General features: G+C 67.1%; 23 protein-coding genes. 11 read left to right on the forward strand and 12 right to left on the reverse strand.

What is annotated here, in order from left to right:
* Positions 1 to 1,167, reverse strand: a 1,167-nt coding sequence (locus ACTIF2_RS26070) for a HAMP domain-containing protein (protein ID WP_439500052.1), incomplete at its 3' end; no start/stop codon positions are given.
* Positions 1,168 to 1,764: 597 nt separating this feature from the next.
* Here ACTIF2_RS26070 and ACTIF2_RS26075 point away from each other — a divergent pair.
* The 3 genes from ACTIF2_RS26075 to ACTIF2_RS26085 all read left to right on the forward strand — a co-directional run bounded on the left by ACTIF2_RS26075 (position 1,765) and on the right by ACTIF2_RS26085 (position 4,935).
* Positions 1,765 to 2,508 (forward strand): L,D-transpeptidase, encoded by a 744-nt coding sequence (locus ACTIF2_RS26075; protein ID WP_439500082.1) that lies wholly within the window; start codon positions 1,765 to 1,767, stop codon positions 2,506 to 2,508.
* 236 nt (positions 2,509 to 2,744) lie between these two features.
* Positions 2,745 to 4,049 (forward strand): UDP-glucose dehydrogenase family protein, encoded by a 1,305-nt coding sequence (locus ACTIF2_RS26080; RefSeq protein WP_439500053.1) that lies wholly within the window; start codon positions 2,745 to 2,747, stop codon positions 4,047 to 4,049.
* Between the two features lie 94 nt (positions 4,050 to 4,143).
* The gene (locus ACTIF2_RS26085; protein ID WP_439500054.1) at positions 4,144 to 4,935 is read left to right on the forward strand and encodes a DUF2076 domain-containing protein; all 792 of its coding nucleotides are present in this window, start codon (positions 4,144 to 4,146) and stop codon (positions 4,933 to 4,935) included.
* 78 nt (positions 4,936 to 5,013) lie between these two features.
* On the opposite strand, the gene ACTIF2_RS26090 is transcribed toward ACTIF2_RS26085, so the two are convergent.
* The 3 genes from ACTIF2_RS26090 to ACTIF2_RS26100 form a co-directional block, all read right to left on the reverse strand.
* Positions 5,014 to 5,826 (reverse strand): L,D-transpeptidase, encoded by an 813-nt coding sequence (locus ACTIF2_RS26090; RefSeq protein WP_439500055.1) that lies wholly within the window; start codon positions 5,824 to 5,826, stop codon positions 5,014 to 5,016.
* A gap of 191 nt (positions 5,827 to 6,017) precedes the next feature.
* Entirely contained in the window at positions 6,018 to 9,611 is a 3,594-nt protein-coding gene (locus ACTIF2_RS26095) for an autotransporter outer membrane beta-barrel domain-containing protein (RefSeq protein WP_439500056.1), read from the reverse strand.
* A gap of 453 nt (positions 9,612 to 10,064) precedes the next feature.
* The gene (locus tag ACTIF2_RS26100) at positions 10,065 to 11,495 is read right to left on the reverse strand and encodes a lipopolysaccharide biosynthesis protein (protein ID WP_439500057.1); all 1,431 of its coding nucleotides are present in this window, start codon (positions 11,493 to 11,495) and stop codon (positions 10,065 to 10,067) included.
* Between the two features lie 137 nt (positions 11,496 to 11,632).
* On the opposite strand from ACTIF2_RS26100, the gene ACTIF2_RS26105 reads away from it, so the two are divergent.
* From ACTIF2_RS26105 to ACTIF2_RS26115, 3 genes are all read left to right on the forward strand, one after another.
* A complete protein-coding gene (locus ACTIF2_RS26105) occupies positions 11,633 to 12,397 on the forward strand; it encodes a sulfite exporter TauE/SafE family protein (protein ID WP_439500058.1) in 765 nt (254 codons plus the stop codon).
* Positions 12,398 to 12,461: 64 nt separating this feature from the next.
* The gene (locus ACTIF2_RS26110) at positions 12,462 to 12,965 is read left to right on the forward strand and encodes a GNAT family N-acetyltransferase (RefSeq protein WP_439500059.1); all 504 of its coding nucleotides are present in this window, start codon (positions 12,462 to 12,464) and stop codon (positions 12,963 to 12,965) included.
* Positions 12,962 to 13,804: a DMT family transporter gene (locus tag ACTIF2_RS26115; protein ID WP_439500060.1), complete on the forward strand. Its 843-nt coding sequence runs from the start codon at positions 12,962 to 12,964 to the stop codon at positions 13,802 to 13,804. Before ACTIF2_RS26110 ends, ACTIF2_RS26115 begins: the two co-directional genes overlap by 4 nt.
* Positions 13,805 to 13,808: 4 nt before the next feature.
* On the opposite strand, the gene ACTIF2_RS26120 is transcribed toward ACTIF2_RS26115, so the two are convergent.
* Positions 13,809 to 14,186, reverse strand: a complete 378-nt coding sequence (locus ACTIF2_RS26120) for a VOC family protein (protein WP_439500061.1) — start codon at positions 14,184 to 14,186, stop codon at positions 13,809 to 13,811.
* A gap of 23 nt (positions 14,187 to 14,209) precedes the next feature.
* Entirely contained in the window at positions 14,210 to 14,710 is a 501-nt protein-coding gene (locus ACTIF2_RS26125) for a hypothetical protein (protein WP_439500062.1), read from the reverse strand.
* Between the two features lie 96 nt (positions 14,711 to 14,806).
* Here ACTIF2_RS26125 and ACTIF2_RS26130 point away from each other — a divergent pair, with 96 nt between their 5' ends.
* Complete coding sequence (locus ACTIF2_RS26130; RefSeq protein WP_439500063.1) at positions 14,807 to 15,616, forward strand: helix-turn-helix domain-containing protein; 810 nt, start codon at positions 14,807 to 14,809, stop codon at positions 15,614 to 15,616.
* On the opposite strand, the gene ACTIF2_RS26135 is transcribed toward ACTIF2_RS26130, so the two are convergent.
* Both ACTIF2_RS26135 and ACTIF2_RS26140 read right to left on the reverse strand, forming a co-directional pair.
* On the reverse strand, positions 15,613 to 16,101 hold the full coding sequence (locus ACTIF2_RS26135) for a PaaI family thioesterase (protein WP_439500064.1): 489 nt from the start codon (positions 16,099 to 16,101) through the stop codon (positions 15,613 to 15,615). The two genes, ACTIF2_RS26130 and ACTIF2_RS26135, sit on opposite strands and share 4 nt — an antisense overlap.
* Before the next feature lie 203 nt (positions 16,102 to 16,304).
* Positions 16,305 to 16,760 (reverse strand): MarR family winged helix-turn-helix transcriptional regulator, encoded by a 456-nt coding sequence (locus ACTIF2_RS26140; RefSeq protein ID WP_439500065.1) that lies wholly within the window; start codon positions 16,758 to 16,760, stop codon positions 16,305 to 16,307.
* Between the two features lie 219 nt (positions 16,761 to 16,979).
* On the opposite strand from ACTIF2_RS26140, the gene groES reads away from it, so the two are divergent.
* The 4 genes from groES (at position 16,980) to ACTIF2_RS26160 (ending at position 21,949) form a co-directional block, all read left to right on the forward strand.
* Positions 16,980 to 17,267 carry a co-chaperone GroES gene (groES, locus tag ACTIF2_RS26145; RefSeq protein WP_439500066.1) on the forward strand — a complete coding sequence of 96 codons (288 nt, stop codon included), beginning with the start codon at positions 16,980 to 16,982 and terminating at the stop codon, positions 17,265 to 17,267.
* 45 nt (positions 17,268 to 17,312) lie between these two features.
* Entirely contained in the window at positions 17,313 to 18,953 is a 1,641-nt protein-coding gene (gene groL, locus ACTIF2_RS26150; RefSeq protein WP_439500067.1) for a chaperonin GroEL, read from the forward strand.
* 390 nt (positions 18,954 to 19,343) lie between these two features.
* Positions 19,344 to 19,730 (forward strand): DoxX family protein, encoded by a 387-nt coding sequence (locus ACTIF2_RS26155; protein ID WP_439500068.1) that lies wholly within the window; start codon positions 19,344 to 19,346, stop codon positions 19,728 to 19,730.
* Between the two features lie 125 nt (positions 19,731 to 19,855).
* A complete protein-coding gene (locus tag ACTIF2_RS26160) occupies positions 19,856 to 21,949 on the forward strand; it encodes an ABC transporter ATP-binding protein/permease (protein ID WP_439500069.1) in 2,094 nt (697 codons plus the stop codon).
* A 197-nt stretch (positions 21,950 to 22,146) separates the two neighbouring features.
* Here ACTIF2_RS26160 and ACTIF2_RS26165 read toward each other — a convergent pair whose 3' ends face one another.
* The 4 genes from ACTIF2_RS26165 to hisS all read right to left on the reverse strand — a co-directional run bounded on the left by ACTIF2_RS26165 (position 22,147) and on the right by hisS (position 26,815).
* The gene (locus ACTIF2_RS26165) at positions 22,147 to 22,623 is read right to left on the reverse strand and encodes an META domain-containing protein (RefSeq protein WP_439500070.1); all 477 of its coding nucleotides are present in this window, start codon (positions 22,621 to 22,623) and stop codon (positions 22,147 to 22,149) included.
* Between the two features lie 311 nt (positions 22,624 to 22,934).
* Positions 22,935 to 23,909, reverse strand: a complete 975-nt coding sequence (gene hisG / locus ACTIF2_RS26170) for an ATP phosphoribosyltransferase (RefSeq protein WP_439500071.1) — start codon at positions 23,907 to 23,909, stop codon at positions 22,935 to 22,937.
* Positions 23,906 to 25,018, reverse strand: a complete 1,113-nt coding sequence (locus tag ACTIF2_RS26175) for an ATP phosphoribosyltransferase regulatory subunit (protein WP_439500072.1) — start codon at positions 25,016 to 25,018, stop codon at positions 23,906 to 23,908. Before ACTIF2_RS26175 ends, hisG begins: the two co-directional genes overlap by 4 nt.
* 234 nt (positions 25,019 to 25,252) lie before the next feature.
* Positions 25,253 to 26,815 (reverse strand): histidine--tRNA ligase, encoded by a 1,563-nt coding sequence (gene hisS, locus ACTIF2_RS26180; RefSeq protein ID WP_439500073.1) that lies wholly within the window; start codon positions 26,813 to 26,815, stop codon positions 25,253 to 25,255.
* Between the last annotated feature and the right edge of the window lie 114 nt (positions 26,816 to 26,929).

The following is a 26,929-nucleotide window of genomic DNA, read 5'->3' on the forward strand; positions in this document are numbered from 1 at the left end:
CGAGGCCAGCCCGACATCGCCTGCCGTCACCTGGATCGTCCGCACCGTCGACGACAGACGCGACACCGTCTCGTTGATCGCTTCCTTCAGGTCGGCGAAGCGGCCGCGATAGCCGGTCTCGATCCGCTGCGTCAGGTCGCCCGACGCCACGGCCTGCAAGGCTTCGGCGAACTCGGTCGTCGCCGAATCGACCACGGCGTTGATCTCGTTGATGCCGGCGATGAGCTGCTGCATCTGCTCGTCGGCATCGTCGATCCGGAGCCGCGCGCTGAAATCACCGGACGCTGCCGCGGCGACGACCTGCCCGACATCGGTTACGACGGAGGCCATCGATTCCGCCTGCCGCAGGCGACGTTCGGCGCTCGCACGCTCCTCGGCCTGCAGCGCCGCGACCTGCTCGGTGCTCTGGCGCAGGACCGAAACGGCGCGGGCCATGGCGCCGATCTCGTCCTTGCGGGCGACATGCGGAACCTCGACCGCGGTATCGCCGGCAGTGAGGCGCTCCATGACCGAGCCGAGATCGACCAGCGGCTTCGTGATCGAGCGCCGGGCGAAAAGCAGCGCCGCTGCGAACGACGCCAGGAGCGCGGCCAGCAGCACCGCCGGCAGGATCCACTGGACCTGTTTGGTGAAGGCGGCCGCCTCCTCGCCGAGCGCGTTGCCGACCTCCTCGTTGCGTTTGCTGAACGCGACGAGATGATCGTTCAAGGCCTTGCGGTTGGCACGGTTGAGCTCGTTGTTGCCCTGCGCATTGGCAGCCTCCGTCGAGACTTCGCGCCCGAGGCGGATGGTCTCGCTCCGGAAGGCTATGAAGTCGGAAATCGCCTTCTCGATCTGCCCGGCGCGGGTGCGCTCGCTCTCGGGCACGAGACGGTTCAACTCCTCGGTGAGCCCGCGCAGCTGCGGAAAGCGCCCCTCGTTGCCCTTCGCGAACTGCTCCGCCTCCTTGCCCGTCTTCGACATATAGATGCCGCGCGAATCCATCACGACGCCGATCACCAGCGCGTTGATGCGCTCGGTGATCAAGGCGATGTCGCCCTGGATGCTGGAGCGCCCATTGAGATCATTGGCCCTGGAGAGCGCATAGAGACTGAGCGCCCCGGAGGCGATCGCGCCGGCAGCGATGATGACCAGCATGGCGAGAATCTTGAAGCGGATGGATGTCATGAAACCGGCCCCTCGGGCTCATTGACCGGCTGGCCAGGCGCGCATGAGGCGCGCCGGATCAAACGGAGACGTGTTACGGCGGGAAGGCGTAGGCATGGTCCGGCACCAAAGAGCGCGGCCGATCCGCGCAAGAAATCGCGGGTTCGCTTTCGCAGCGCGCCATGCAGAGCCGACATGCTGCAGAGCGCGACAGGAATGACGATGGCCAGACCCTCTGACTTCGATGCTTCGCAAATCCTTCCGTAGCCGAATAAAATTTTGCTTAAGTTCCGCTGAAATCATCGCAGCGGCATAGATTTTCGCGGTGTTCCCATAGCGAAAGTAAGGAAACGCGCGCTCATAGATTGACCTCGACCTGACGAATTACCTGCAGTTGCGCGGCTGTTGCCAATTCAGCACAGTGTGTTCCGGACACATTTTCGCCACAAGGTATTCACCCCGCGGCCACGCCATCAGCCTTGAACGCAGGGGGCGAAGACGCGGGAACCGCGCCGGCGCCCGTTCGTTGATAGCCCCGCAAGACCAATTTACCCGGCGAGTCCCACCTTCATGCCCTTCGATCCGACGACCCCGCCTGCCGACGCCCCCCTCAGCTTCATGATGAAGCGCCGCACGCTTCTGCTCCTGCCGCTTTCGCTGTCGGTGACGGCCTGCGTCGGCCAACGACAGCAGCCGTTCGAGGTCACGTCCCCGGTGCGGGGGCCGAGCGCCGCAGCGCTCGCCATGTATGACGAGAAGCCGGACGAGCAGTTCCCGCTGCCGGCGACCGACATCGAGGAAGTCGATCCGCAGTTCCTGCGCCAGGAGGTCGCCTACCCGACCCGCGAGCAACCGGGCACGATCGTGGTCGATACCAACAAGCGCTTCCTCTACCTGGTGCGCGAGAACGGCCGGGCGATCCGCTACGGCATCGGCGTCGGCAAGCAGGGCATGTCGTGGCGCGGGCGCGCCACCGTCGCCCGCAAGGCCGCCTGGCCGCGCTGGACCCCCACCCCCGCGATGGTCGCGCGTGATCCCGAGAAGAACGGCCCCTGGGCGAGCGGCATGCCGGCCGGCCTCGAAAATCCGCTCGGCGCCCGCGCGCTCTATCTCTACCAGGGCAATCGCGACACGCTCTACCGCATCCACGGCACCTCGGAGCCATGGTCGATCGGCAAGGCGGTCTCGAGCGGCTGCATCCGCCTGTTCAACCAGGACATCATCGATCTGCACAGCCGCGTGCCGACCGGGACCCCGGTCGTGGTCCTCAACCGCGCGCCGCTGCTGAAGCCGGCTCCCGGCGAGACCTTCGACGAGTTCGTGTCGGAAGGCGCCAGCGAGCCTGAATTCTTCGAGGGCTGAAGCCGGGTCGAAGCGGAGGCCGTACCCTGGTTTTCGCTTCCTGCCCTGAAGCCCGTCCGGAGTACCTCCGTCATCATCACGTCACCCTCCCCTTGCTGCAATTGCGAGGTGGTGGGTGTCCAGCGATTTGCCACGGCCACGTTTTGATATAGCGAGGCTATGGCGGAACGCTCCCGGTTGCTCCGCCGCCTCGCCTTCGGACCGGTCCCGGTCCGGCCTCGTCGGAGAATTTCTGCATGCGCGTGACGATGATCGGTTCGGGCTATGTCGGCCTTGTTTCCGGTGCCTGCTTCGCGGATTTCGGCCATGTCGTGACCTGCGTCGACACCGATGCAGGCAAGATCGCGGCGCTCGATCGCGGCGAGATCCCGATCTTCGAACCCGGCCTCGACGACCTCGTCGCCAAGAACGTGCGCGAGGGACGGCTCGCCTTCACCACCGAGCTCAAGGATGCCGTCGCCCAGGCCGACGCCGTCTTCATCGCGGTCGGGACGCCGACCCGGCGCGGCGACGGCCATGCCGACCTGTCCTATGTCTATCAGGCGGCGCGCGACGTCGTTGCCGCGCTCGACGGCTTCACCGTCGTGGTGACCAAGTCGACCGTCCCGGTCGGCACCGGCGACGAGGTCGAGCGGATCATGCGCGAGAGCCGGCCGGATGCCGATTTCGCCGTAGTCTCGAACCCGGAATTCCTGCGCGAGGGCGCCGCGATCAGTGATTTCAAGCGGCCGGACCGGATCGTGATCGGCACCGAGGATGCACGCGGCCGCGCCGTCATGGAAGACATCTACCGGCCGCTCTATCTCAACGCCGCCCCGCTGCTCTTCACCTCGCGGCGGACCTCGGAGCTGATCAAATACGCCGCGAACGCCTATCTCGCGACCAAGATCACCTTCATCAACGAGATCGCCGATCTCTGCGAGGCGGTCGGCGCCAATGTCCAGGAAGTCGCGCGCGGCATTGGGCTCGACAACCGCATCGGCGGCAAGTTCCTGCATGCCGGGCCGGGCTATGGCGGCTCCTGCTTTCCGAAGGACACGCTGGCGCTGATGAAGACGGCGCAGGACCTCGCGGCGCCGCTACGCATCGTCGAGACGGTCGTCGCCGTCAACGACCAGCGCAAGCGCGCCATGGCGCGCAAGGTGGTCGCGGCCTGCGGCGGCGCGGTGCGGGGCAAGCGCATCGCGGTGCTCGGCCTCGCCTTCAAGCCCAATACCGACGACATGCGCGAGGCGCCGTCGATCGCCATCATCACCGCGCTGCTCGACGCAGGCGCCGAGATCGTCGCCTATGACCCGGAGAGCATGGACGCGGCCAAGGCGCTGATGCCGGAGATCTCCTATGCCGGCGACGCCTATTCCTGCCTCGAAGGCGCCGACGCGCTGGTGATCGTGACCGAATGGGACACGTTCCGCGCGCTCGACATGGCGCGCGTCAAGAAGAGCCTGCGCGAGCCGGTGGTCGTGGACCTGCGCAATATCTACCGCTCGGACGACATGCGCCGCCGCGGCTTCCGCTACAGCAATGTCGGCAATGCCTGAGCGCCCGCCGGCGATCGCCTTGATACCGTCACAGGCACCCCCCACCTCTTGAACGTCGGCGCGACCGCGCCGACCAGAACGAGAGGAGATGACGATGACGCCGCAGGAACGCGACGTGATCGCCGGGATTTTCGACCGTCTCAAGCAGGCGGCCAACCAGCCCCGCGACCCCGAGGCTGAAGCCTTCATCGCCGAGCGGCTGCGCGAGCAGCCCTATGCGCCCTATGCCATGGCGCAGGCGGTCTATGTCCAGGAACAGGCGCTGCTCAACCTGCAGGCCCAGACCGAGGAGCTGCAGGCGCAGGTCCAGTCCCTGCAGAACCGTCCGGCCGAGCCTGCACCGCAGTCGGGCGGTTTCCTGTCGGGCATCTTCGGCGGCGGCGACAGGCCGGCCGACGCGCCGGCCCGTGCGGGCTCGGTCCCGCCCTTCCCGCAGCGCCAGGCGCAGGCTCCCTCCGGCGCCTGGAGCGGCCAGGCGCGTCCGCCCGGCTCCGCGCCGGCCGGCGGCCCGCAAGAGCAACCGCAGCCCGGACCGTGGACGAACCAGCAAGCGCAACCGCCCGGTCGCGGCGGCGGCTTCATGGCCTCCGCGCTGACGACCGCAGCCGGCGTCGCCGGCGGCATGATGCTCGGCAATGTCCTGACCAACGCCTTCGGCGGCGGCAAGAGCGGGGAAGCCAAGGCGACTGAGCCCGAGAAGGCCGCGGACACAACTGCGAAGGACGACACGTCCACGAAGGACGATACGAACGCGGCGGATACGCAGCAGGCGGCCTATGATCAGGGAGCCAATGATCAGGCCAAGTACGACCAGGCCAATGCCGAAGAGCCCTATGATCCGGGCTATGACGATGGTCCCGCCGACGACGATGGCGACTGGGCCTGAGCTGCCCGGCTGGCCGTGATCAAAAGAACCCGCCCGGAAACGGGCGGGTTTTCTTATGGAGCGCTTGCCGCGCTCAGATCAGATCACGAGGACCTTCGCGCCCATCCGCACGCGGCCGTAGAGGTCGGTCACGTCGTCATTGGTCATGCGGATGCAGCCGGAGGAGACAGCCTGGCCGATCGTGTGCGGCTCGTTCGTGCCGTGGATGCGGTAGAGCGAGGAGCCGAGATAGAGCGCTCGCGCGCCCATCGGGTTCTCGGGGCCACCGGCCATGAAACGCGGCAGGTCGGGCCGGCGCTTCAGCATCTCGGCCGGCGGGGTCCAGCTCGGCCATTCCGCCTTGCGGGTCACGGTCTTCATGCCCGCCCATTCGAAGCCCGGGCGGCCGACGCCGATGCCGTAGCGCAGCGCCCTGCCGCCGGGCTGCACCAGGAACAGGAACTTCTTCGGCGTGTCGATGATGATCGTGCCGGGCTTGTGCGGCCCGTCATAGGCGACTTCCTGCTTCTGGAAGCGCGGATCGAGCACCCGCTCGATCGGCCGCGCGGTCTCCATCGGCTCGCCCAGCGCGGCGGTGCGCCTGCCCTGGCTGCGCGGCGCGACCTCCGGCTCGAACGGATCGGCCTCGTAACCCGGCGCGGGGCGGACCCTCTGACCGTAGGCGGCATAGCCGCCCGGCCGGTTATAGACCGCGCCGCCGCGGCCATAGGACGTGGGATCGCGGCCGGTCACCAGCATCTCGATGAAGCCGCCGCCATAGTTTCCGCGCCCCATCGAGCCGGTGACGCGCGGATCCGATAGCGGGCGCTCATAGCTCTGGGCGGCCGCTATCCCGTTGGATGCGACCAATCCGGACAGGATCACGAGCGGAACGAACAGGACGGGACGCATGACGCAACTCTCTCCAGCAACTGCCGAGAGCGTGTGGAATCGCGTTCAAAGGAATGGTGAATGGCGGAGTCCGCCGCCGCGTTTCAGCCCGCAACCGCGCGAATTCGACGAATTAACCTTAGCAATCCCGCTAAAGATACAGTGAATCAACGGTTTCCGGGCGGCTGGGCCGGAGCCCGGCCGCCGGGAGGTCACCAGGTCACGCGCACACCGAGATTGCCCTGCACGGCGTGCCCCTCCTTGCCGCCGATCGCCTTGGTGTAGCCGCCCGACGCGTAGAGGCTGACCGCCGAGGTGAGCTTGGCCACGACGCCGCCGCCGACCTCCACCGAGGTGCCGCCGAACTTGGTCGACATGACATCCACCGCAGCGAAGGTGACTTTGTCGGTCCGATCGAAATTGTGCCAGAGGTTGAGGTTCAGATAGGGCTGCAACTGCGTGGCGCCGACCAGGAAGCTTCCCTGCAGGCGCGCCCCGATCCGGCCGGTCAACGTGTCGCTGTTGCCGAAGGACACGGCCGAGAACCGGTCCTGCGAGCGGCCCAGCGACAGGTGCTGCCAGATCAACTGCGCCTGGGGCTCCAGCGTCCAGTTGGCGCTCAGCGCGATCGGATAGCCGCCTTCCAGCGAGCCCGTCACGGCGGTGCCGTCGACCTTGCCGACGACGCCGCGATCGGAGCGTCCGTCGCCATCGAGCCAGCTATGCATCAGCACGGCGTCGAGATACCAGCCCGACGGGCCGATATGCGTCCAGTAGGCGCCAAGGCTGTGGGAATCGAGATCGAGCTTGCCGACCGGATTGCGCAACTGGCCGATGGCGAAGCCGCGCACGTCGCCATCGGCGCGTGCATAGCCGAAGAAGACGCCGAAGCGGTCGCGATGGCCGTTGGCGCGATCGATGGCATAGAGGTCGAGGCCGGTCTGCAGGCCCCAGATCCGGCCGTCGAATTCGGGATCGACGACGCCGGACCAGCGCTGGTCCATGCGCTCGCCGAAGACCCGGCCCCAGCCGGCCGAGACCGCGCCCTGGCCCGACAGGATGCTCTGCTCGCCCTGGCGCTGGTGGAACGTGCCGAGCGTTGTCAACCCGAGCCGCCGGGCGATGGCCGGCATCGCCGAGTAGATCGGCACCTCCGGCCGGTAAAGCGGGATCGCGGCCGAGCCGGGAGGCGGAGCCGGCGGCAGCGGCGGCGAGAACGGCGCCGGCGTCGGCGGTGGCAGCGGCTCCGGCGCGACCGGGTTCGGATTGTCCGGCGTCGGGGGTGGCGGCGGCAGCGGCTGCGGCAGCGGCAGGACGGTGTTGCGCAGATACCAGTTATCGACCGAGCCCGGCGTCGCGCCGCCACGGAACAGCACATATTCATAGGCGCCCGCGGCCACCGGACCCGCGAGCGAGAAGGCGCTGGCAACCGTGGTGCCGCCATTGATGGCGTCGACGACGAGAATGCCGTTCGAGGTGGTGGCTGCGCCGGGGCCGCCGATATTGGTGATCGCCAGGGACGAGGTTCCGCTCGCAGTCCCACCATTGACGACGAGCTTGTCCGAGGGCGAGCCGTCGGTGCCGAGGAAGGTGTTCAGCGCCACCTGGCCGTTCTGGCCGACATAGCTGGTGACCGTCAGGCTGTTGCCGACGGCGGCTCCGCCGACCTGCGCCACCCCGGCATTGGTCAGGGTGCCGGCAATCGTGAAATTGCCGACCGGTCCGCCGGCAAAGGCCGCGATCGCATCGGCAACCGCGATCCTGCCGCTATTGGTCACGGCGCCAGTGACGCTGCCATAGCCGCCGAGCGTCGCGCCGGCCGCCACGGTGACGGGACCACCGCCGGACAAGGCAGCCGTGGGAGTACCGGCATTGCCGATGGCGAGCGTGCCGAACGAGACCGTCGTGCCGCCGGTATAGGTGTTGTTCGCGGTGAGGACGGTCGTGCCGGAGCCGATCTGCGCGAGCGAGCCGATGCCGGAGACGACGCCCGGGAAGGTCACGACATCGGTGCGGTTGAAGGCGAGCACGCCATTGTTGAGGACATCGCCGAGGATGCTGCCGGTGGTCCCGCCATTGCCAAGCTGCAGCGTCCCGGCCGTGATGGTCGTGCCGCCAGTATAGGTGCTGTTCGCGGCGAGGACGGTCGTGCCGGAGCCGATCTGGGCGAGCGAGCCGGTGCCGGAGACGACACCCGGGAAGGTCACGACATCAGAACGGTTGAAGGCGAGCGTGCCATTGTTGAGGACGTCGCCGAGAATGCTGCCGGTGGTGCCGCCATTGCCGAGCTGCAGCGTCCCGGCCGTGATCGTCGTGCCGCCGGTATAGGTGTTGTTCGCGGTGAGGACGGTCGTGCCGGAACCGACCTGGGCGAGCGTGCCGGTGCCGGAGACGACGCCGGTGAAGGTCACGACATCGGTGCGGTTGAAGGCGAGCGTGCCGTTGTTGAGGACGTCGCCGAGAATGCTGCCGGTGGTGCCGCCATTGCCGAGTTGCAGCGTCCCGGCGGTGATGGTCGTGCCGCCGGTATAGGTCTGCGCGCCAGTCAGGGCGAGCGTGCCGGCTTCCGTCTTCTCGAGCCTGCCCGTTCCCGAGATCGCTCCTGCATAGATCCCGGCATCGGGCTGGGCGAAGCGCACGAGGCCGTTATTGGTCACGGTCGGGACCATGCTTTGCGCCCGGCCCTCCAGCGTGCCGTTCGCATCGACGGTCATCGTGCCGGCATAAGCGGAATTCACGCCCGTCAGCCGCAGCGTCCCGTTCTGGACGGTGGTGGCCTGGATGTCGGTGAGCGAACCGCTCAGGGTCCAGGTTCCCGCGTCCGTCTTGGTCAGGGTCTCGAAGCCGGTGACGAGGCTGGCGTTGAGCGTGGAGGAGACGCCGGCGCCGCCGAGGGTGATCGTGTCGAAGCCGTCGCCGCCGGTGATGGTCTGCGTCGCCGGCAGGCTGAGATCGCGCAGCGTCGCGGTGTCGTCGCCGGTTCCCATGTCGATCAGGCCGCCGATCGTGCCCCCACCTGCCCAGGTGAAGGTGTCGTTGCCGGTGCTCATCCGGATCTCGCCGGCGATCGCGCCGCCGGTCACCGTGACGATGTCGGTGCCGCCGCTGACGCTGATATTGCCGCCGATCGTCCCGCTCGAGATGGTGATCGTGTCGTTGCCGAAGCCGGTGACGAGGTTGCCGATGATCCGGCCGCCTGACATGTCGAAGATGTTGTTGTCGAGCTTCATGTCGACGCGGCCGATGGTGCCGCCCGTCATCGTCGCGACATCGCCGTCCTCGAAGGCGCCGAGGATGGTGCCGCCCGTCATCAGGAAGGTGTCGCGGCCGTCGCTCTGCTGCAGCGAGCCGATCGTTCCGCCGTTCATGATGAAGGTGTCGATGCCGAAGCCCTGCTGCACGGCGCCGTTGACCGTGCCGGCGTTGATCTCGAACCGGTCGGCGCCACTCCCGGTGGTCACGCCGCCAGTGATCAGGGTCGTGCTGCCAGCGACGAAGGTGAGGTTCGTCGTGCCGCCCGCGTTGGCGTAGCTCGCCACGGTGCCGCCGACGAGGGTGATGGTCTTGGCCCCGGCGCCGCCGGTGATCCCGCCACTATAGGTGCCGCTGTCGACGGTGAGCGTGTCGTTGCCCGCCAGGAGATTGACCGGGGCGACTGTGGGATTGGGCAGCGTCACCGCGTTGCAGGTGACCACGTCATCGCCGGCGCTCGTCGCGCCGCACCCGGCCCAGGCCGTCTCGGCCGCCATGACCAGGACGAGCGCCGAGGTCGTCGACAGCAAGGCGTTAAAGCGTGGCCGATTCATAGAGATCCCCCTTCCCTATCAACGTCGCATTCGCAGTGCGGCTCTCCGCGGATGCGCCCCGGACGGAGCGCACCAGACAAGAGTTCGGTGGATCGAGCAGGTCGCCCCAAAAACGGCGCAAAACAGCGCCAGCCGCCAACCGATGGTTGCGCAGTGTTGCGGAGATTTGGTTGCAGGTCCAGACCACGCTTGTCATGCCAAAGATGCCGAAAGGTCATTGTGTTAATATCGCCTATCAAACGACAATATCGGCGCGACGCTCTATATTATTGACCGGCTGGTAAATACCGCCACAAGGTATTTTATTATAATTTTCGGATAACTGGATATTTGTATTAAGGCGTTGTTTTAGTAAAATTTGACACGTCCACGGCCGCGCCAAGCTCGACACCGGATTCGGCCGTTCCGCAACGGCATGCATCGTAATGGCGTCGCAACGGGCGCCCGCGCCGATCAGGCCCGGCCGATTCGACGCGCCTGCCACCAGAGCCTGAGCCTGGTCCGGCAGCCCACGACATCGCAGGTCAGAATCACCGCGCCATAGACAAGCGCGCCAAGGGCGATCTGCGCGGCGAGTTCGAGCGGCGCCGCGAAGCGGCCCGACAGCGGCCAGATCGCGACGGCCATCAGCGCGACGGCCAATAGCACGCAGCCCGTTTCTCGCAGCGACGGCCGGACCGGCAAGGCGCGCAGCGCGGCCAAGCCGGTCACGGCGAGCGCGACCAGGAAGCCCGTCATCTGCGCGAAGGCGAAACGTTCCGGCCCGTCGACGAGGCTCGGGCCGAAGACCAGCGCCAGATTGACGGCGAGGCCCAGCGCCGCGGCCAGCGTGGCGATGCCGGTGCGCTTGCCGATCAGGAAGACCGGGTAGAAGGCCGCCTGGAACAGGGTGATCGCGACGAAGCCGGGGATCAGGATCGTCATATAGGCGGAGAACCGGCCCTGGAAGCTGGCGGGCACCAGCAGGCGCTCGAAGGCCGGCAGCACGAGCCAGAGCCCGACTGCCGCCGGCAGCGCGATCATCAGGACCACGACCATGTTCCCGGCTATGCGCTTCTGGGCGGCCAGGCGACCGCGCATTTCATCGAGCCGGATGACCTCGCGCAGCAGCACGATCTCGAGTGTCGCGCCCAATGTCCCGAACAGCCGCAGCCCCATATCGGAGGCGAGCGAAAAATAGCCGGCCTCGGCAAAGCCGTCCGCATTGGCGAGCAGGGAACGATTGATCAGCGGAATCAGCGAGTAGATCGCATTCCCGGCGACCAGCGGCAGGGAATAGCGCAGGAAGGTCCAGGCGAGCTCCTTGCGCGCCCCGCCCAGCGACAGCGGCGCGTCGGCCAGCGCGCGGCGCACCACCAGCAGCGCGACCGCGACGCTGAGCAGCCCTCCCAGCAGGACGATGGCCGGGTCCTGGGTCAGCCAGGCGCCGCCCACCATCAAAGCCAGCGCCAGGACGTTCTTGACGATGATCAGCCTGGCATAGACCGCATCGAGGAAGCGGGCCCGGGCGATCGCGCCGTGATAGTCGAACAGTCCGGCGCCGATGCCGCCGAGGACCGAGGCCGCGAGCAGCATCGCCGGGAGCTTGAAGTCGATCCCGACCGCGATCGCCGCGACGAGCAGGCCCGACAGCGCGATGGTGATGCCGGCGGCCAGGAGATCGAGCGTCGCGCGGATCTCCGGCTGGCTCTCGCGCGCCGTCAGCGAATAGAAGCGGATGGCGGAGAGCTTGAGCCAGTCGAGCAGTGCCGTGTTGACCAGGACGACGATCGCCGCGCCTATGGCATAGAGACCGAAGGCGGCGGGACCGAGAAAATAGGCGATGAGCAGCCCGAGGACGAAGTTCAGCCCGGCATTGATGACGAAGGGCACGAGAACGGTCATATGAACTCGGTCATGGCGCCATGGACACGCCGCGCGACTCACGCGGCGATCGAAACCTCGAGACATGACTGGCCTAGCCGCCCGCCGGGGGTTTTCCAAGCGGAAGCTTGCCGCTCTCTCGCCGGAACGAGCCGCTGATGCCGGGCGACCCGCTGTTCTATCTGGTCGGCTGGGCGACCACGCTGCTGATCGCGATCGGCAAGGGCGCCTTTGGCGGTGGCCTCGCGATCGTCGGCATCCCGCTGCTCGCGCTGGTGACGGACCCGCTCTCGGCGGCGATCATCGTCGCGGTGCTGGTGGCGCTGACGGACCTCTTCGCGCTGCAGCGCTTTGGGCGCGCGACCTGGTCGAAGCCCGATCTGATCTGGCTGCTGCCGGGCCTGCTGGTCGGTATCGGCATCGGCTATCTCGTCTTCCGCCTGGTCGACGCGCGGATCGTGACATTGATCATCGGGCTGACGACGCTCGGCTTCACAGCGCATTGGTTCGCCAGAGGCCGGCGCGCCGCACCGGGCGCAAGCCCCGTCCGGCCCGGTCTCGCGCTGATCGCCGGCACGGCGTCGGGCTTCACCACCTTCGTGGCCCATGCCGGCGGACCGCCCGTCGCGATGTATCTCCTGGCGAGGGGGCTCTCCAAGACGCTGCTGGTCGGAACCACGGTCGCCTTCTTCACGCTGGGGAACTGGCTCAAGCTGCCGCCTTATCTCGCGCTCGGCCTCGACCGGCCCGAGGCGCTCTGGGCTGCGCTGGCGCTGGCGCCGGCAGCGCCCGTCGGCGTCTGGCTCGGCCGGATCGTACATGAGCGGCTGGAGCAGCGGACGCTGTTCTTCTGGTGCTACGTGCTGCTGGCGATCGCGTCGCTCAAACTGGTCGGGGATGCAACGCTTGCATTGCTGCGCTGAGGCCATGCGTGCAGCGACGGCCGCTCCCCTTGCGCCGGCGCGGATTGCTCTGCATCGCTGCTGCATGACCTCGACCCTTCCGCCTCTGCGCGCCGCGCGCGACGATGATTCAATGCCGCTCGCCGCGCTGATCGCCGCCAGCTTCGCGGAATATCCGAACTGCCATTTCGAATGGTCGGAATTTCCGGAGCTGCGCCGGCCGGCGAGCCATTTCGCGGCCAAGGGCGGCCGGCTCTGGATCGCGGACGCGCCAGACGGGCGGATCGCGGGCTCGATCGGCGTTGCGCCGGTGCCGGAGCAGAACGCGGCGGAGCTGACCAAGGTCTATGTCGACCCCGCCTGGCGCGGCGCAGGCCTGGCGCAGGCGCTCTTCGCGGAGGCGCTGGGCTTTGCCGAAGCGGGCCGCCATGCCGAGATGATGCTCTGGTCGGACAGCCGCTTCGCCCGCGGCCACCGCTTCTACGAAAAGCTCGGCTTCGTGCGCTGGCCTGGGCAGCGCTATCTCGCCGACGTCTCCGCGACCTGGGAATATCATTTCCGCAAACGCCTGAGCGGCCACGCGGCATGACCGCGGGCACAGCCCTGCGCGCCGTCATCGGCATCGCGCTGCTCACCGTCATGGATGCGGTGATCAAGGCGCAGATGCAGCAGCATCCCTTCATCCTCGCGCTGTTCATGCGCTTCGCCGCCGGCGGCCTCTGCGCGCTCATCGTGCTCGCGCTGGCACGCCCGGCCTTCCCGACCCGCGAAAGCCTGATCGGCAACACCCTGCGCATTCCGCTGGTGGTGCTCACCGCCGGCAGCTTCTTCTACTCGATCTCGCAGCTGCCGCTGGCCGAGGCCCTGACGCTCTCGTTCCTGGCGCCGGTCTTCGTGGCGCTGCTCGGCGGCCTGCTGCTGAAGGAGAAGCTCGACAGCCGCATCTTCCAGGCGCTCGGCTTCGGACTGGCCGGGATGCTGGTGATGGTCTGGCCGCGGCTGCAGGGAGGCGTCACCGGCGCCGAGCTCGGTGTCGCCGCCGCGCTGTTCTCGGCCGTCTCCTACGCCTTCAACCTGATCCTGCTGCGGCGGATCGCGGTGAAGGAACACCCGGCGGTCATCGTTGCCTTCCAGACCTGCGGTCCGGCGCTGTGCCTGGCGATCCCCGCCTGGTTCGCCTTCATGCCGATGACCGCCCGCGACCTCTTCGTCTATGTCTGCGCCGGCATGCTCGGCGTCGCCGGCCACCTGACGCTGACCTCCGCCTTCGCACGGGCGCCGGCCTCGCGACTGGCGCCGATCGAATACACGGCCCTGATCTGGGCGAGCCTGCTCGGCTTCGCCTTCTTCGACGAGATACCGCTCTGGACGACCTATGCCGGAGCGCTGCTGATCGTCGCCGGAGCGATCGCGGTCAGCCGGCGCTGAGCGGTCAGGCGGAAGCGCTGCAATAGGCCTCGATCCGGTAGCCGTCCGGATCGACGACGAAGGCCGCGTAATAGTTCGGGCCATAGTCCCGGCGCAGGCCGGGCGCGCCGTTGTCCTTGCCGCCCTCGCGCAGCGCCGCTTCATGAAAGCCATCCACACTGGCACGGCTCGGGGCGACGAAGCAGAAATGCAGGTTGGAGTCCGGTTCCGGCGGGACGGGAGCCTTGGCGGCGCCGATCCAGAAGGCGACGCTGTCTGCGCCGTAACCGAGCGAACTGTCGTCCTCGCTCAGGCAGCGATAGCCGAGCGCACTGAGGGAGGCGTCGTAGAAGCGCTTCGACCGGGCAAGGTCGCGCACGCCAATCGAGATATGATCGAACATCGTGGTTCTCCTGGTAAGCGATGTCAGGACGGGATGCGGCGGGCGCGGAAATCGGCCTGAAGGCGCCAGGTCCCGCCGCCGTCGGACGAAAGCTCGCCGAGCCAGCGGAACGTATCCGGCGTGATCTCGGTGAAACGCCAGCGGATCGCCGTGCCGTCCTCCAGCACGCCGTGCTGAACGATATCGCGCCCGTCCGCGCGGCCGATCTGGCGGGTGTAATATTGCTTGAGCGGATCGCTCCACAGGATGTGCCAGGCGTCGAGCGCCGGATCGTAGACCCGCAAGGTCGTGCCGTAGAAAAAGCCGGGCAGGACCCAGACATCCTGGATGGCGCGGCCTTCGAGAACCCAGCCGAAGCGGATCTCGCCCCTGCCCTCATGCCGCGCCCCGTCATCGGCATGGATCACGGCATCCATCGTCCAGGCGCCGATGAGCCAGCCATAGAGATCCAGCTTTTCGACCCGGTCGGGCGCAGGGGCATCAGCGTGGAGCAAATCCTGGAATGTCGCGGCGGTCACTGCCATGTTCAGGCTCCAATAAGATGCAGGATGTCCTGAGCTAGGCCGTTCCGAGGGGGCGGCGCTTGGGAAAAATTGCTCGATCGGCATGAAGCGACCGGGATGACGGCAACCTCGCATCTTCTGGCTTCCGGCCCCGGCTGGCGCGTGCGCGACATCGTCTGCACGGCGGGCCCGGGCGATCCGGTTTTCGAGGAGCAGCACGCGCAGTGCTGCATCGCTGTCGTCACCCATGGCAGCTTCCAATATCGATCCTCGCAAGGGGACGCCCTGCTCGCGCCGGGCTCGCTGCTGCTCGGCAACCAGGGCGCCTGTTTCGAATGCGGCCACGAGCACGCGGCCGGCGATCGCTGCCTCGCCTTCCAGTTCGCGCCCGACTATCTGGAGGAGATCGTCGCGGCGGTGCCCGGCGCCCAGCCGGCGTTTTCGCGTGCGCATCTGCCGCCGTCGCTGGCGCTCGCACGGCTCGTCGCGGCAGCGGAGGCCGCGCCCGGCGATGCCGCGATCTATGAGGACGTCGCGCTCCGGCTCGCCGGGGCGGTCGTTGCGACATTGGCGGCGCGGTTGCCTGCACCTGCCACGGCGAACGCGCGCGACACCGGGCGGATCACCGAAGCGGTACGGCGCATCGAGGCGGAATGCGACGAACCTCTCTCATTGGCGCGCCTGGCCCGCGACGCCGCGATGAGCCGTTATCACTTCCTGCGGGTGTTCCGGGCGCAGGTCGGCATGACGCCGCACCAGTTCCTGCTGCGGACACGGCTGCATCGCGCTGCCTTGATGCTGCGCCAGTCCGACATGCAGGTCGCGAGCATCGCCTTCGATGCCGGGTTCGGCGACCTCTCGAGCTTCAACCGCCGCTTCCGGCGCGTGATGGGCACGAGCCCCAGCGCCTATCGCGCCCGGAACTAGCGGGCCGGCGGCTGGGCCTTTGCCGGGAAGATCAGGCAAGTCTCGGTGCCATGCGCCAGCAATTTACCGCGCTCGTCGACCAGCCTGCCCTCGGTCGTCGCCACCGTGCCGCCGCGATGGATGAGCTTGCCCTCGCAGCGCACCGTGCCGCTTTCCGGCATGACCGGGCGCACATAGTTGATCTTCATCTCCAGCGTCGTGTAGCCCTCGCCGGCCTTCAGCGTCGCATGCGCCGCACAGGCCATCGCTGAATCGAGGATGGTCGCGGTCCAGCCGCCATGGATCGTCCCGAGCGGATTGAAATAGCGGGCCGCCGGCTTGCCGACGAAGACCACCCTCCCCTCCTCGACCTCGGCCAGATCGAAATCCATGGCATCGGCGAAAGGCGCACCGGGGTGACGCCCCTCCATCATGCCGCGCAGGAAGGAGAGGCCATCCTCGGCCAGCAGGACGTCGCGTGAAACGACACCGATCTTGCGCGACATTCCGTGATTCCTCGTACTGTGTAGATACACATTACGTGGCCCAAGTTTCGGCGGTCAAGCGTTCCATACGAGTTTGCTCCGTTGCCTGTCCGTCATGCTCGGCCCTGTGCCGAGCATCCACGTCTTGAACACCGCACTCGACAAGCGAAGACGTGGATGGCCGCCACAAGGGCGACCATGACGATGGAGGAAATGACCTCCGCTCAGGCCGCGCCGCGGGCGACGCGACGCAGCGCGCGCAAGCCGTCGCGGGTCTCGCTCCAGCGCTCGCGGCCGAGCCCGCCCTCGATCCGCTCCTGCGCCGCCTGCCAGAATGGGATCGCCGCCTCGATCGCCGCGCGCCCCTTGTCGGTGACGGCATAGACCAGCGCCCTGCCCTTGCACTCGACCGGCTCGATCAGGGCCTCGGCCGCGAGCAATTGCAGGTTGCGGGTCAGCGAGGTGCGCTCGAGGGCGAAGCGCTCCGCCAGCTCCGTGACCGAGCGAAAGGCGCCGGTGCTGAGCGCCGACAGCAGGACGAACTGGGTGATCTTCAGCCCACTCGGCCGCATCGCCTCGTCATAGGCGCGGGTCACGGCGCGGGCCGTCATCCGGACATGCAGCGCCACGCAGGAGCGGGCGATGTCGTCGAGGCGGGGGTCATGTGCGGGGATCGTCATGGCCCGAGGATAGTGCGTCGCCCGCGCTCCTGCCGCAATCGTCTTTCAGGATGCCTCGCGATTCACTTTGCGGCGCGATGCTTCCTTGACTCACCGACAGGGCGGGCCTATCTCCGCCGCATCCGTTAGCACTCGATGATCGAGACTGCTAACAGATGCCGGTCGCGGCTACCCTCGCCGACCGTCCGTTCAGTTTACACCTTAGAGGAAGACAGAACCATGAAGTTCCGTCCGCTGCATGACCGCGTCGTGGTCCGTCGCCTTGACGGCGAAGAGAAGACCAAGGGTGGCATCATCATCCCCGACACCGCCAAGGAAAAGCCCCAGGAGGGCGAGGTCGTCGCCGTTGGCCCGGGCGGCCGCGACGAGGCCGGCAAGCTGACCCCGCTGGACGTCAAGAAGGGCGATCGCGTCCTGTTCGGCAAGTGGTCCGGCACCGAGGTCAAGATCGATGGCAAGGATCTCCTGATCATGAAGGAATCCGACATCATGGGCATCGTCGGCTGAAGCCAGCGACCCGTCTTTCCCGTTTTCTCATAAGGAGTGGCTCGCATGGCTGCTAAAGACGTCAAGTTCTCCACCGACGCGCGCGACCGGATGCTGCGCGGCGTGGAAATCCTCAACAACGCGGTCAAGGTGACGCTCGGCCCGAAGGGCCGCAACGTCGTGATCGACAAGTCGTTCGGCGCCCCGCGCATCACCAAGGACGGCGTCACCGTCGCCAAGGAGATCGAGCTCGCCGACAAGTTCGAGAACATGGGCGCCCAGATGGTGCGCGAAGTGGCCTCGAAGCAGAACGACGCCGCCGGTGACGGCACCACGACCGCGACGGTTCTCGCCGCCGCCATCATGCGCGAAGGCCTGAAGTCGGTCGCCGCCGGCATGAATCCGATGGACCTGAAGCGCGGCATCGATCTGGCCGTCGACGCCATCGTCGCCGACCTCAAGAAGAACTCCAAGAAGGTCACGACCAACGCGGAAGTCGCGCAGGTCGGCACCATCTCGGCGAATGGCGACGAGTCGGTCGGCAAGATGATCGCGACCGCCATGCAGAAGGTCGGCAACGAGGGTGTCATCACCGTCGAGGAAGCCAAGACCGCCGAGACCGAGCTCGACGTCGTCGAGGGCATGCAGTTCGACCGTGGCTATCTCTCGCCCTACTTCATCACCAATGCCGAGAAGATGGTCGCCGAGCTCGAGGACCCCTACATCCTCGTCTTCGAGAAGAAGCTGTCGTCGCTCCAGGCGATGCTCCCGATCCTCGAGGCCGTCGTGCAGACCGGCAAGCCGCTGCTCATCATCGCCGAGGACGTCGAGGGCGAGGCCCTGGCCACGCTCGTCGTCAACAAGCTGCGTGGCGGCCTGAAGGTCGCGGCCGTCAAGGCTCCGGGCTTCGGTGATCGCCGCAAGGCCATGCTCGAGGACATCTCGATCCTGACCGCCGGCCAGATGATCTCGGAAGACCTCGGCATCAAGCTCGAGACCGTGACGCTCGCCATGCTCGGACGCGCCAAGAAGGTGCGCATCGAGAAGGAGAACACCACGATCATCGACGGCGCCGGAAAGAAGAAGGACATCGAGGGCCGCGTTTCGCAGATCAAGGCGCAGATCGAGGAGACCTCCTCGGACTACGACCGTGAGAAGCTCCAGGAGCGCCTGGCCAAGCTCGCCGGCGGCGTCGCGGTCATCCGCGTCGGCGGCGCGACCGAGGTCGAGGTCAAGGAGAAGAAGGATCGCGTCGACGACGCCCTGAACGCGACCCGCGCGGCCGTGGAAGAAGGCGTCCTGCCGGGTGGCGGCGTCGCCCTCCTGCGCGCGCTCTCGACCGTCAAGGCGATCAAGACCCAGAACGACGACCAGAAGACCGGTGTCGAGATCGTCCGCAAGGCGATCATGTCGCCTGCCAAGCAGATCGTCGACAACGCCGGCGATGACGGCGCGGTCGTGGTCGGCAAGCTGCTCGAGTCGAAGGAATATGCCTACGGCTACAATGCCCAGACCGGCGTGTACGGCGATCTGGTCAAGGCCGGCATCATCGACCCGACCAAGGTCGTGCGCACGGCGATCCAGGACGCGGCTTCGATCGCCGGCCTGCTGATCACCACCGAGGCGATGATCGCCGAGGCGCCGAAGAAGGACGCCCCGATGCCCCCGATGGGCGGCGGCGGCGGCATGGGCGGCATGGACTTCTGAGGAAGTCCTGACGCCCAAGACGGAAAGTTCTGGAACCGGGCAGGCCCGGTTCCAGTGGCGGCATGGACTTCTGATCGAAGTCCTGCCTCTCCAAGAACAAGAAGGCCCGGCGCAAGCCGGGCCTTTCTCGTTAGCGGCGCCAGCCGTCATTGCGAGCGTTAGCGAAGCAATCCAGGGGGCTCGCTCAGTCCCCTTGGATTGCTTCGTCGGCTGCGCCTCCTCGCAATGACGCCGGAGAGCCTCGCATCGCGTGTTTTCAACAGCGGAATGGGCCGGTTCGGTACGCCGCCGCGGGCCCTCCCTTGCCTAGACTTTGGTTGTAGGCCCTAGATTGCCACAGCTGCGGCGTCCTGCCGCGCTCTGTGGCAACCCTTCGCGAAAGCCTGCCTCATGCTGAACTCACCTGCCCTCTCGGACACCGCCAAGCTCGTCGGCCGGGTCCTTCTCGCGCTGATGTTCGTCCTCGCCGGCTATTCCAAGATCGGCGGCTATGCCGGCACCCAGCAATACATGGCCTCGGCCGGAGTGCCCGCAGCGCTGCTGCCGTTGGTGATCGCCGTCGAGCTCCTCGGCGGGCTGATGGTCGTCGTCGGCTGGAAGACCCGTTATGCCGCGCTCGCGCTTGCCGCCTTCACGCTCGCCGCCACGCTGCTCTTCCACACCAACTGGGCGCAGCCGATGCAGCAGATGATCTTCATGAAGAACATCTCGGTGGTCGGCGGCTTCCTCGTCCTGTTCGCCGCCGGCGCCGGACGCTGGTCGCTCGACCGGGCCTGAGCCCCATCACAAAACGCTGAAAAGCGAAGCCCGGCCTTGAGCCGGGCTTTTTTGTCTGCTGCGGTCGGCTACAACAAGAGCCCGCATGCGCCGGTCCCGGCGTCGATTCCCCATAAGGAAGACCTATGCGTCCGTTGAGCTTCATTGTCGCCGCGCTGGCCGTCATCGCGCTCGTGGTGGGGCAGCAGAGCGGCAGCGCCGGCACGTTCGGCATGGGCGTGGTCGGGCTGCTGCTGGCGCTCGTGACCTTCCGTGCGCCGACGCTGGCCTTTTTCCTGCGGATATTCTCGGCGGTCTTCGCCATCGAATACGTGCTGTTCGGCGGCGCGGCGCTGCTCGCGCAAGCGGGCTTCTGGCCGGCCGCATCGGGCATTCCGGCCGTGCCGACGAGCCTGCCGACGACCGTCGGCGTCTTCGCCGTGCTGATCTACGCCATATCCTTCGTGCCGGTGATCGGGCGGATCGCGCGGCTGGCCTCGCCCTATTTCGAATCAGACGAGATCACCACCGCCAATCTCTGGCCGATCGGCCCGTTCAGCATCCGCCTCGGCACGCTCGCCGTGGCGCTGTTCACCTTCCTGATCGTGCTCAACCAGATCCAGGTCGGCATCAGCTTGCGGCTCTCCTTCTTCAACCGCGACATGTATGACGCGCTCCAGAACAAGGATGCGGCGGCGTTCTGGTACCAGCTGTTCTATGTCTTCTGCTTCTGGGCCGTGCTCTGGGTCATCTCGAACCTTGTCGAGATGTTCGCGAACTACACCGTCCTGATCCGCTGGCGGCAGTGGATGGCGAACGAATACAGCGCGCGCTGGCTCGACCACGCCACGCATTACCGCATCGCGCTCGCCGGCAGCGTCGACAACCCCGACCAGCGCATCGCGGAAGATACCCGCTCCTTCGTCAACCAGACCTATGGCTTCGCCCTGCCGCTGCTGTCGCAGGTCTCGACGCTGGTCTCCTTCTCGATCATTCTCTGGAACATCCAGGTCGCCTTCACGCTGCCCGGCACCAGCATCCAGATACCCGGCTATATCTTCTGGGTCGCCTTCCTCTATGCGGCGGCGGCGACCTGGATCACCCACCTGATCGGCCGGCCGCTGATCGGGCTCGAATTCGAGCAGGAGAAGCGGGAGGCGAATTTCCGCTTCTCGCTGGCGCGGTTGCGCGAATACTCGGAGCAGATCGCGCTGATGACAGGCGAGCCCACGGAACGCGCGCATCTGGCGCAGCGCTTCCGCGACATCGTGGAGAACTTCTATCGGCTGGTCTGGCGCCGCCTCAAACTCACCACCTTCACGCTGTCCTACAACCAGACCAGCGTCGTCCTGCCCTATATCATTCTCGCGCCCTACTATTTCGCCGGCACGATCACGCTCGGCATCATGATGCAGGTCGCCGGCGCCTTCGACCGGGTTCAGACGGCGCTCTCCTTCATCATCAACAGCTATTCGTCGATCGCGTCCTATCTCGCCTCGATCAACCGCCTCACCTCCTTCGAGAGCGCCATCGCCGATGCGCGGCAGGAGACGCGGACCGAGGCCGGCGTACAGCGCGAGACCATCCCGGACGCGACCGTCCAAATCGGGGCGGCGACGCTCGCTTTGCCCAATGGCCAGCCGATCGTGCGGCTCGACGGCCTCGACCTCGGCAAGGCGCGCTCGACGTTGGTGATCGGGCCGTCAGGCTCGGGCAAGTCGACCCTGTTCAGGGCGATCGCCGGGATCTGGCCGTTCGGCGAGGGCAAGGTCGGCATTCCGGCGGGCGCGAACATCATGCTGCTGCCGCAGCGCCCATACCTGCCGCAAGGCACGCTGCGCGCCGCGATCGCCTACCCCGCCGCCGAGGACACCTATCCGGATGCGGATATCGTGGCGGCCATGGGCAAGGTGAAGCTGGCGCATCTGGCCGAGCGGCTGGACGAGGTCGATCTCTGGGGCCAGCGGCTCTCGGGCGGCGAGCAGCAGCGCCTCGCGGTCGCACGCGCCTTGCTGGCCAGGCCGGACTGGCTGTTCCTCGACGAGGCCACGGCCTCGCTCGACGAGAAGCTCGAGGGAGTAATCTACGACGTCATCGACCGGGAACTGCCGCAGACCAGGATCGTCTCGATCGGCCACCGCTCGACGCTGCGGCAGATGCATGACGAGATCATCACCATGCAGCCGAACGAAGACGGGACCTACAGCCCGCGGGTGATGGCCGCAGAGCCGACAGGCTAGAGCTTGCTGTCTTGAGGCGGAAACACGCCGTCATTCCAGGGCGGCCCGCAGGGTCGAGCCCGGAACCCAGAACCGCTGACCGCGCACACAATGCGCTGCGCGTTGCGCTCCACACATGACCGACGGCGATTCTGGGTTCCGGGCTCATTGCTGCGCAATGCCCCGGAAAGACACCGCGATCCTGTCTAGCCGGCGGCTCAAATTCCGCGGTCGAACTGCAGCTCGCCGCCGCCGCCCTTGATCACCAGCCTGCCGGCGACGAGCTCCCAGTTGCGGGCGGCACGCAACGCGATGAGATAGGCGCGTTCGAAATCCTGCGCGGCCTTGTCGCAGCTGCGCTTGGTCAGCGCCACCGGCCCGACGGCGAAACCCTGCTCGCGCAAAGGATAGGCCGAAGCCGAGAAGGTGTTGCAGCCGCTGAAGCCGGTGCCGCGCAGGTTGGCGTCGACCTGCAGCGTGGCCTTGCGATCCCTGATGGGCTTGCCGTTCAGCGAAATCGCGCTCCAGGAGGCGCCGAGCGGAAAATTCTGCTCGGGCTTCGCGGTTTGCCGCTGCTGGGGTTCGGTCGGCTGTTGCGGCGCCGGCCCGCGACGCTGGGCGGAAGCCGGAGACACCAGCAGCATCGGTGCGAGGCTCAGGGCGAGGACAGCGGCGTAGCCAAGGCGTCGATTCATCATGTCTTTACCTATGCGGGGCCGGGACTAGAGCCGGATGCTTTCAGAGCGAATCGCACCGCGATCCCATCTGAAAGCTGAATCCGTCTCTCATCAATAAGTGAGAGCAGGGTCGATGCGAAAAACCGGTTCCCACTTTTTCGCATCCTGCTCTAACCCACGCCCCGGTCTCATGAAAGCGCGTAGAGCCCTATCGTTGCGGGATCAACTGCGATCATCGGCCTTTTCAAGCCGGCAGACGCGCAGCGCACCCAAGGTCACCGGCGAATGCGTCGAAAATCCGACCCGCGGCGCAGGCGGCGCCCGCGATGTCAGATGCGGGCCAGGAGCCGCTCGATCAGCGGATTGGCCTTGCGGAAGACATAGGCCGGCGCGTTGACGGTGATCTCGTCCGCCCCTGATCGCGAAAGCTGGTCGACAAGAGCGAAGACCGCCTTCTCCGGGCAATGGAGAGTGACGAGCCCGCTCTCGCCGGCCGCGCCGAACGGAAGCCGCGCGCCGAAACGCGCGGCGAGTTCGTCGATCGCCTCAGTCGTCAGGCCGGCAGGCCGCGCCCGGATCTCGCGTACCGAGCGGGCCTCTTCCTCGGCAGCGATGCGCGACAGGATGGCGCTCGCGGCCGCACGCGCCCGCTCGCTCCAAGGCGCCCGGACCGAGGCGACGAGATTGGCCTCGGAGGCGAGCATCACGCCATCGTCGAGAATCTTCAACGCGTTTGCGGCGAGCGTCGAGCCGGTCGTGGTGATGTCGACGATGATCTCGGCCGAGCCGGCGGCCGGCGCGCCCTCGGTCGCGCCCAGGCTCTCGACGATGCGGTAATCGGCGATGCCGTGCTCGGCGAAGAAGCGGCGCGTCAGGTTCACATATTTGGTGGCGACGCGGAGCTTGCGGCCCTGGCGGGCGCGCATGTGGCTGGCGACATCGTCGAGATCGGCCATGGTGCGGACGTCGATCCAGGCCTGCGGCACGGCGACGACGACATTGGCGTTGCCGAAGCCGAGCGGCGTCAGGAGCTCGACGGCGGCATCGGCATCGGCGACCTGCTCGCGCACCAGATCCTCGCCGGTGATGCCGAGATGAACGGCACCGGAGGCGAGCTGCGAGACGATCTCGGAGGCCGAGAGGAACGCCACCTCGGCGCCGTCCAGGCCCGCGATCGTGCCGCGATAGTCACGCGAGCCGCGCGACTGCACGAATTTCAGGCCGGCCCGGCCGAAAAATGCGGTGGCGTTTTCCTGCAGCCGGCCCTTCGAGGGGACGGCCAGAACCAGCGGGGCGTCACTCATGCAGGTTCTCCCGTCAGCCGGTCGAGCCAGAGCGAGGCTCCGACCGCCGGGATCGGCCGGGGCGAGCCGAGGCGGCCGAGCACGTTGTCATAGCGGCCGCCGCCGGCGACGGGCCGGCCGTCGCTTCGCCTGGCGTCATGCAGCTCGAAGATGAAGCCGGTGTAGTAGTCGAGATTGCGGGCGAAGCCGGTCGAAAAGGCGATCGCGCCGACATCGACGCCGCGCACCGCGAGGAAGCCGGTGCGCTCGTCGAACGCGTCGAGTTCGCGGCCAAGGTCGAGCGAGGCCTGGTCGGCGAGCGCGCGCAAGGCGGCGCTGGCGCTGTCGGGATCACCCGCGACGGCGAGCGCCTGGCCGAGCACGGCCTTCACATCGGCATTGACCGGGTTCTCGCGCTCGGCGGCGCGGGCCAGGAAGCGCTCGGCGATGTCGCCGGCCGAGCGCCCGCCGACCGTCGAGATGCCGGCGATCGAGAGCACGTCCTCGACGAAGGCCTTCGCCGCCTTGGGGTCCTGCCCCTCCAGCGCCTTGAGCAGGCCGGCATGTGCGGTCTCGCCGTTCACGGCCGGCGGATCGAGCGCCTCGGCCGCCTCGGCTCCCCTGCCCTGCACGACCGCGCGCATCAGCCGGCGGCGCGCGCCCTGAGGCACGCCGAGCCCGTCGAGCAGCGCGCTGAGCAGCGCGACATCGCCCATCAGGACGCGCGGTTGCGTCAAGCCGAGCGCGGCGGTGGCGTCGATGGTCAGGGCCATGATCTCGGCATCGGCGGCGGCGAAATCAGTGCGGCCGAAGGATTCCAGCCCCGCCTGCGCGAACTCGCCCGGCTCGCGCGAGCGCATCCGGAAGACCGGGCCGGCATAGGCATAGGCCGCCGGCTCGCTGACGCCCGCCGCGATGTGATCGAGCGCGACGGGAATGGTGTATTCGGGCCGCAGGCACCAGTCGCGGCCGTCGGCATCCTGCGTCATGAAGATCCGGCGGCGGATATCCTCGCCGGAGAGGTCAAGGAAGACATCGGCCGGCTGCAGGATCGCCGGCTCGGCGCGCGCATATCCCTCGCCCGCGAGGAGCGCGATCACGGTCTCGATGCTGGCGCGGGTCGCGGGCACGGTTCACTCATCCTGTTGCGCCGCCGTCCTAGCAGCGGTGCGGCAAATTTTCGATTGTTTTTCGGGAAATGGGTTAGCGGGATTCCCTTCTCCCCTTGGGGGAGAAGGTGGCCCGGCAAAGCCGGGTCGGATGAGGGAAGTCCGGCGCGCTGACCGGCTCTGGCGTCTCACCCGGTCGATCCTGCCCTCATCCGTCGCCTTTGGCGACACCTTCTCCCCCGAGGGGAGAAGGTTTTATGCGTGCCGCCCCAGCACCCGCTTCACGCCCTCGACCAGTTCCGCCTCCGGAACCGCGAACTGCGCCTGCGCCTGCCGCTCCTTGTGTTCGGCGGAATCCTTGACGTCCCGGCCGGCGGCGGCGAGCTCGGCGCCGAGGATCAGGTCCTTGATCACCACCGTGCCGGCCTCGCGCTCGGAGGAACCCTGGATCACGGCGCAAACGGCGCCGCGCTTGTCGGCATATTTCATCTGGGCGTTGAAGCCCGAGGAGCCGAGATAGAGATCGGCGCGCAGCAGCGGCTTGCCGTTCTCGTCCTTCACTTGGCGAAGCTGCGAGACAAAAGCCTGATAGGCCGGCATGTGCTCCGGCGATTTGTTATCCATCGCCGTGACGACGACGAGCGGCAGCTCGGCCTTGGCATTGACGATCGGCGACTTGACCGCCTTCAGCGCCGAATAGAGCCGCGAGACGCCGATCGAGAAGCCGGTCGCCGGCACGGGCTCGGGCCGGAAGCGCCCGACGAGCCCGTCATAGCGCCCGCCGCCGGCGACCGAGCCGAAGCGCACGACCTGGCCGTCCTCGTTGGTGACCGGGAAGGTGAGTTCCACCTCGTAGACCGGGCCGGTATAGTATTCGAGACCGCGGACGACGGAGGGGTCGATGATGATGCGGCCGAGATAACCTGCCGCGGTCACGAGTTCGCGGATCTGCTCCAGTTCCTCGATGCCGACGCGGCCGTTCTCCGCGCTCTCGACGAGCGTGCGCAGCTCGGAGACGGCCTCGGCCGACAATTCACCCGCCTTGGCGCTGTCGGCTGCCGTCGACTTGCCGAGCTCAGCCAACTTCTGGCCAAGCGCAAGGTAGCGCAGAATCGTCTCGGCCTGCGCGGCCGAAAGCCCCGCTCCTTTCGTGAAGTCGCCGCTCTCGTCCTTGCGGCCCTCGCCGAGCAACTTGCCGACTTCCTCCAACGGAAACTTGTCGGCCTTGTCGATCGCGCGCAGAACGGCGAGGCGTGCAGCCTGATCGATGCCAGCGGCATCCATCACGCCGTCGAGCACCTTTCGGTTGTTGACCTTGACGACATAATCGCCGCGCCTGATCCCAAGCGCCTCCATCGTGTCCGCCGCGAGCATGCAGATCTCGGCATCGGCGGCGACGCTCCCCGCGCCGACGATGTCGGCGTCGAACTGCATGAACTGGCGGAAGCGGCCCGGCCCCGGCTTCTCGTTGCGGAAGACATAGCCGGCGCGATAGCTGCGATAGGGCTTTGGCAGCGCGTCAAAATTCTCGGCGACATAGCGGGCGAGCGGCGCGGTCAGGTCGTAGCGGAGCGAGAGCCACTGCTCGTCATCGTCCTGGAAGGAGAAGACGCCCTCGTTCGGCCGGTCCTGGTCCGGCAGGAATTTGCCGAGCGCGTCAGTATATTCGACGAAGGGCGTCTCGACCGGATCGAAGCCATAAAGCGCGAACTGCTCGCGAATGACGGAGAGCATGCGCTCGGTCGCGGCGACATCGGCCGGACCGCGATCGACGAAACCGCGCGGCTGGCGGGCTTTCAGCTTGTCGGGCTTCGACATGGCGATCTGAACTCAGATGTGGTGATCGGGCACTCAGATATGAGTGTTAGCTACCCAGAAATGGGTTGCATGGCGGGTTAGACCGGACAGCGGCGCTCGGCAAGCTTGTTCCCT

It is taken from the genome of Allobosea sp. (assembly GCF_051860145.1).
In the GTDB taxonomy this organism is placed as follows: domain Bacteria; phylum Pseudomonadota; class Alphaproteobacteria; order Rhizobiales; family Beijerinckiaceae; genus Allobosea.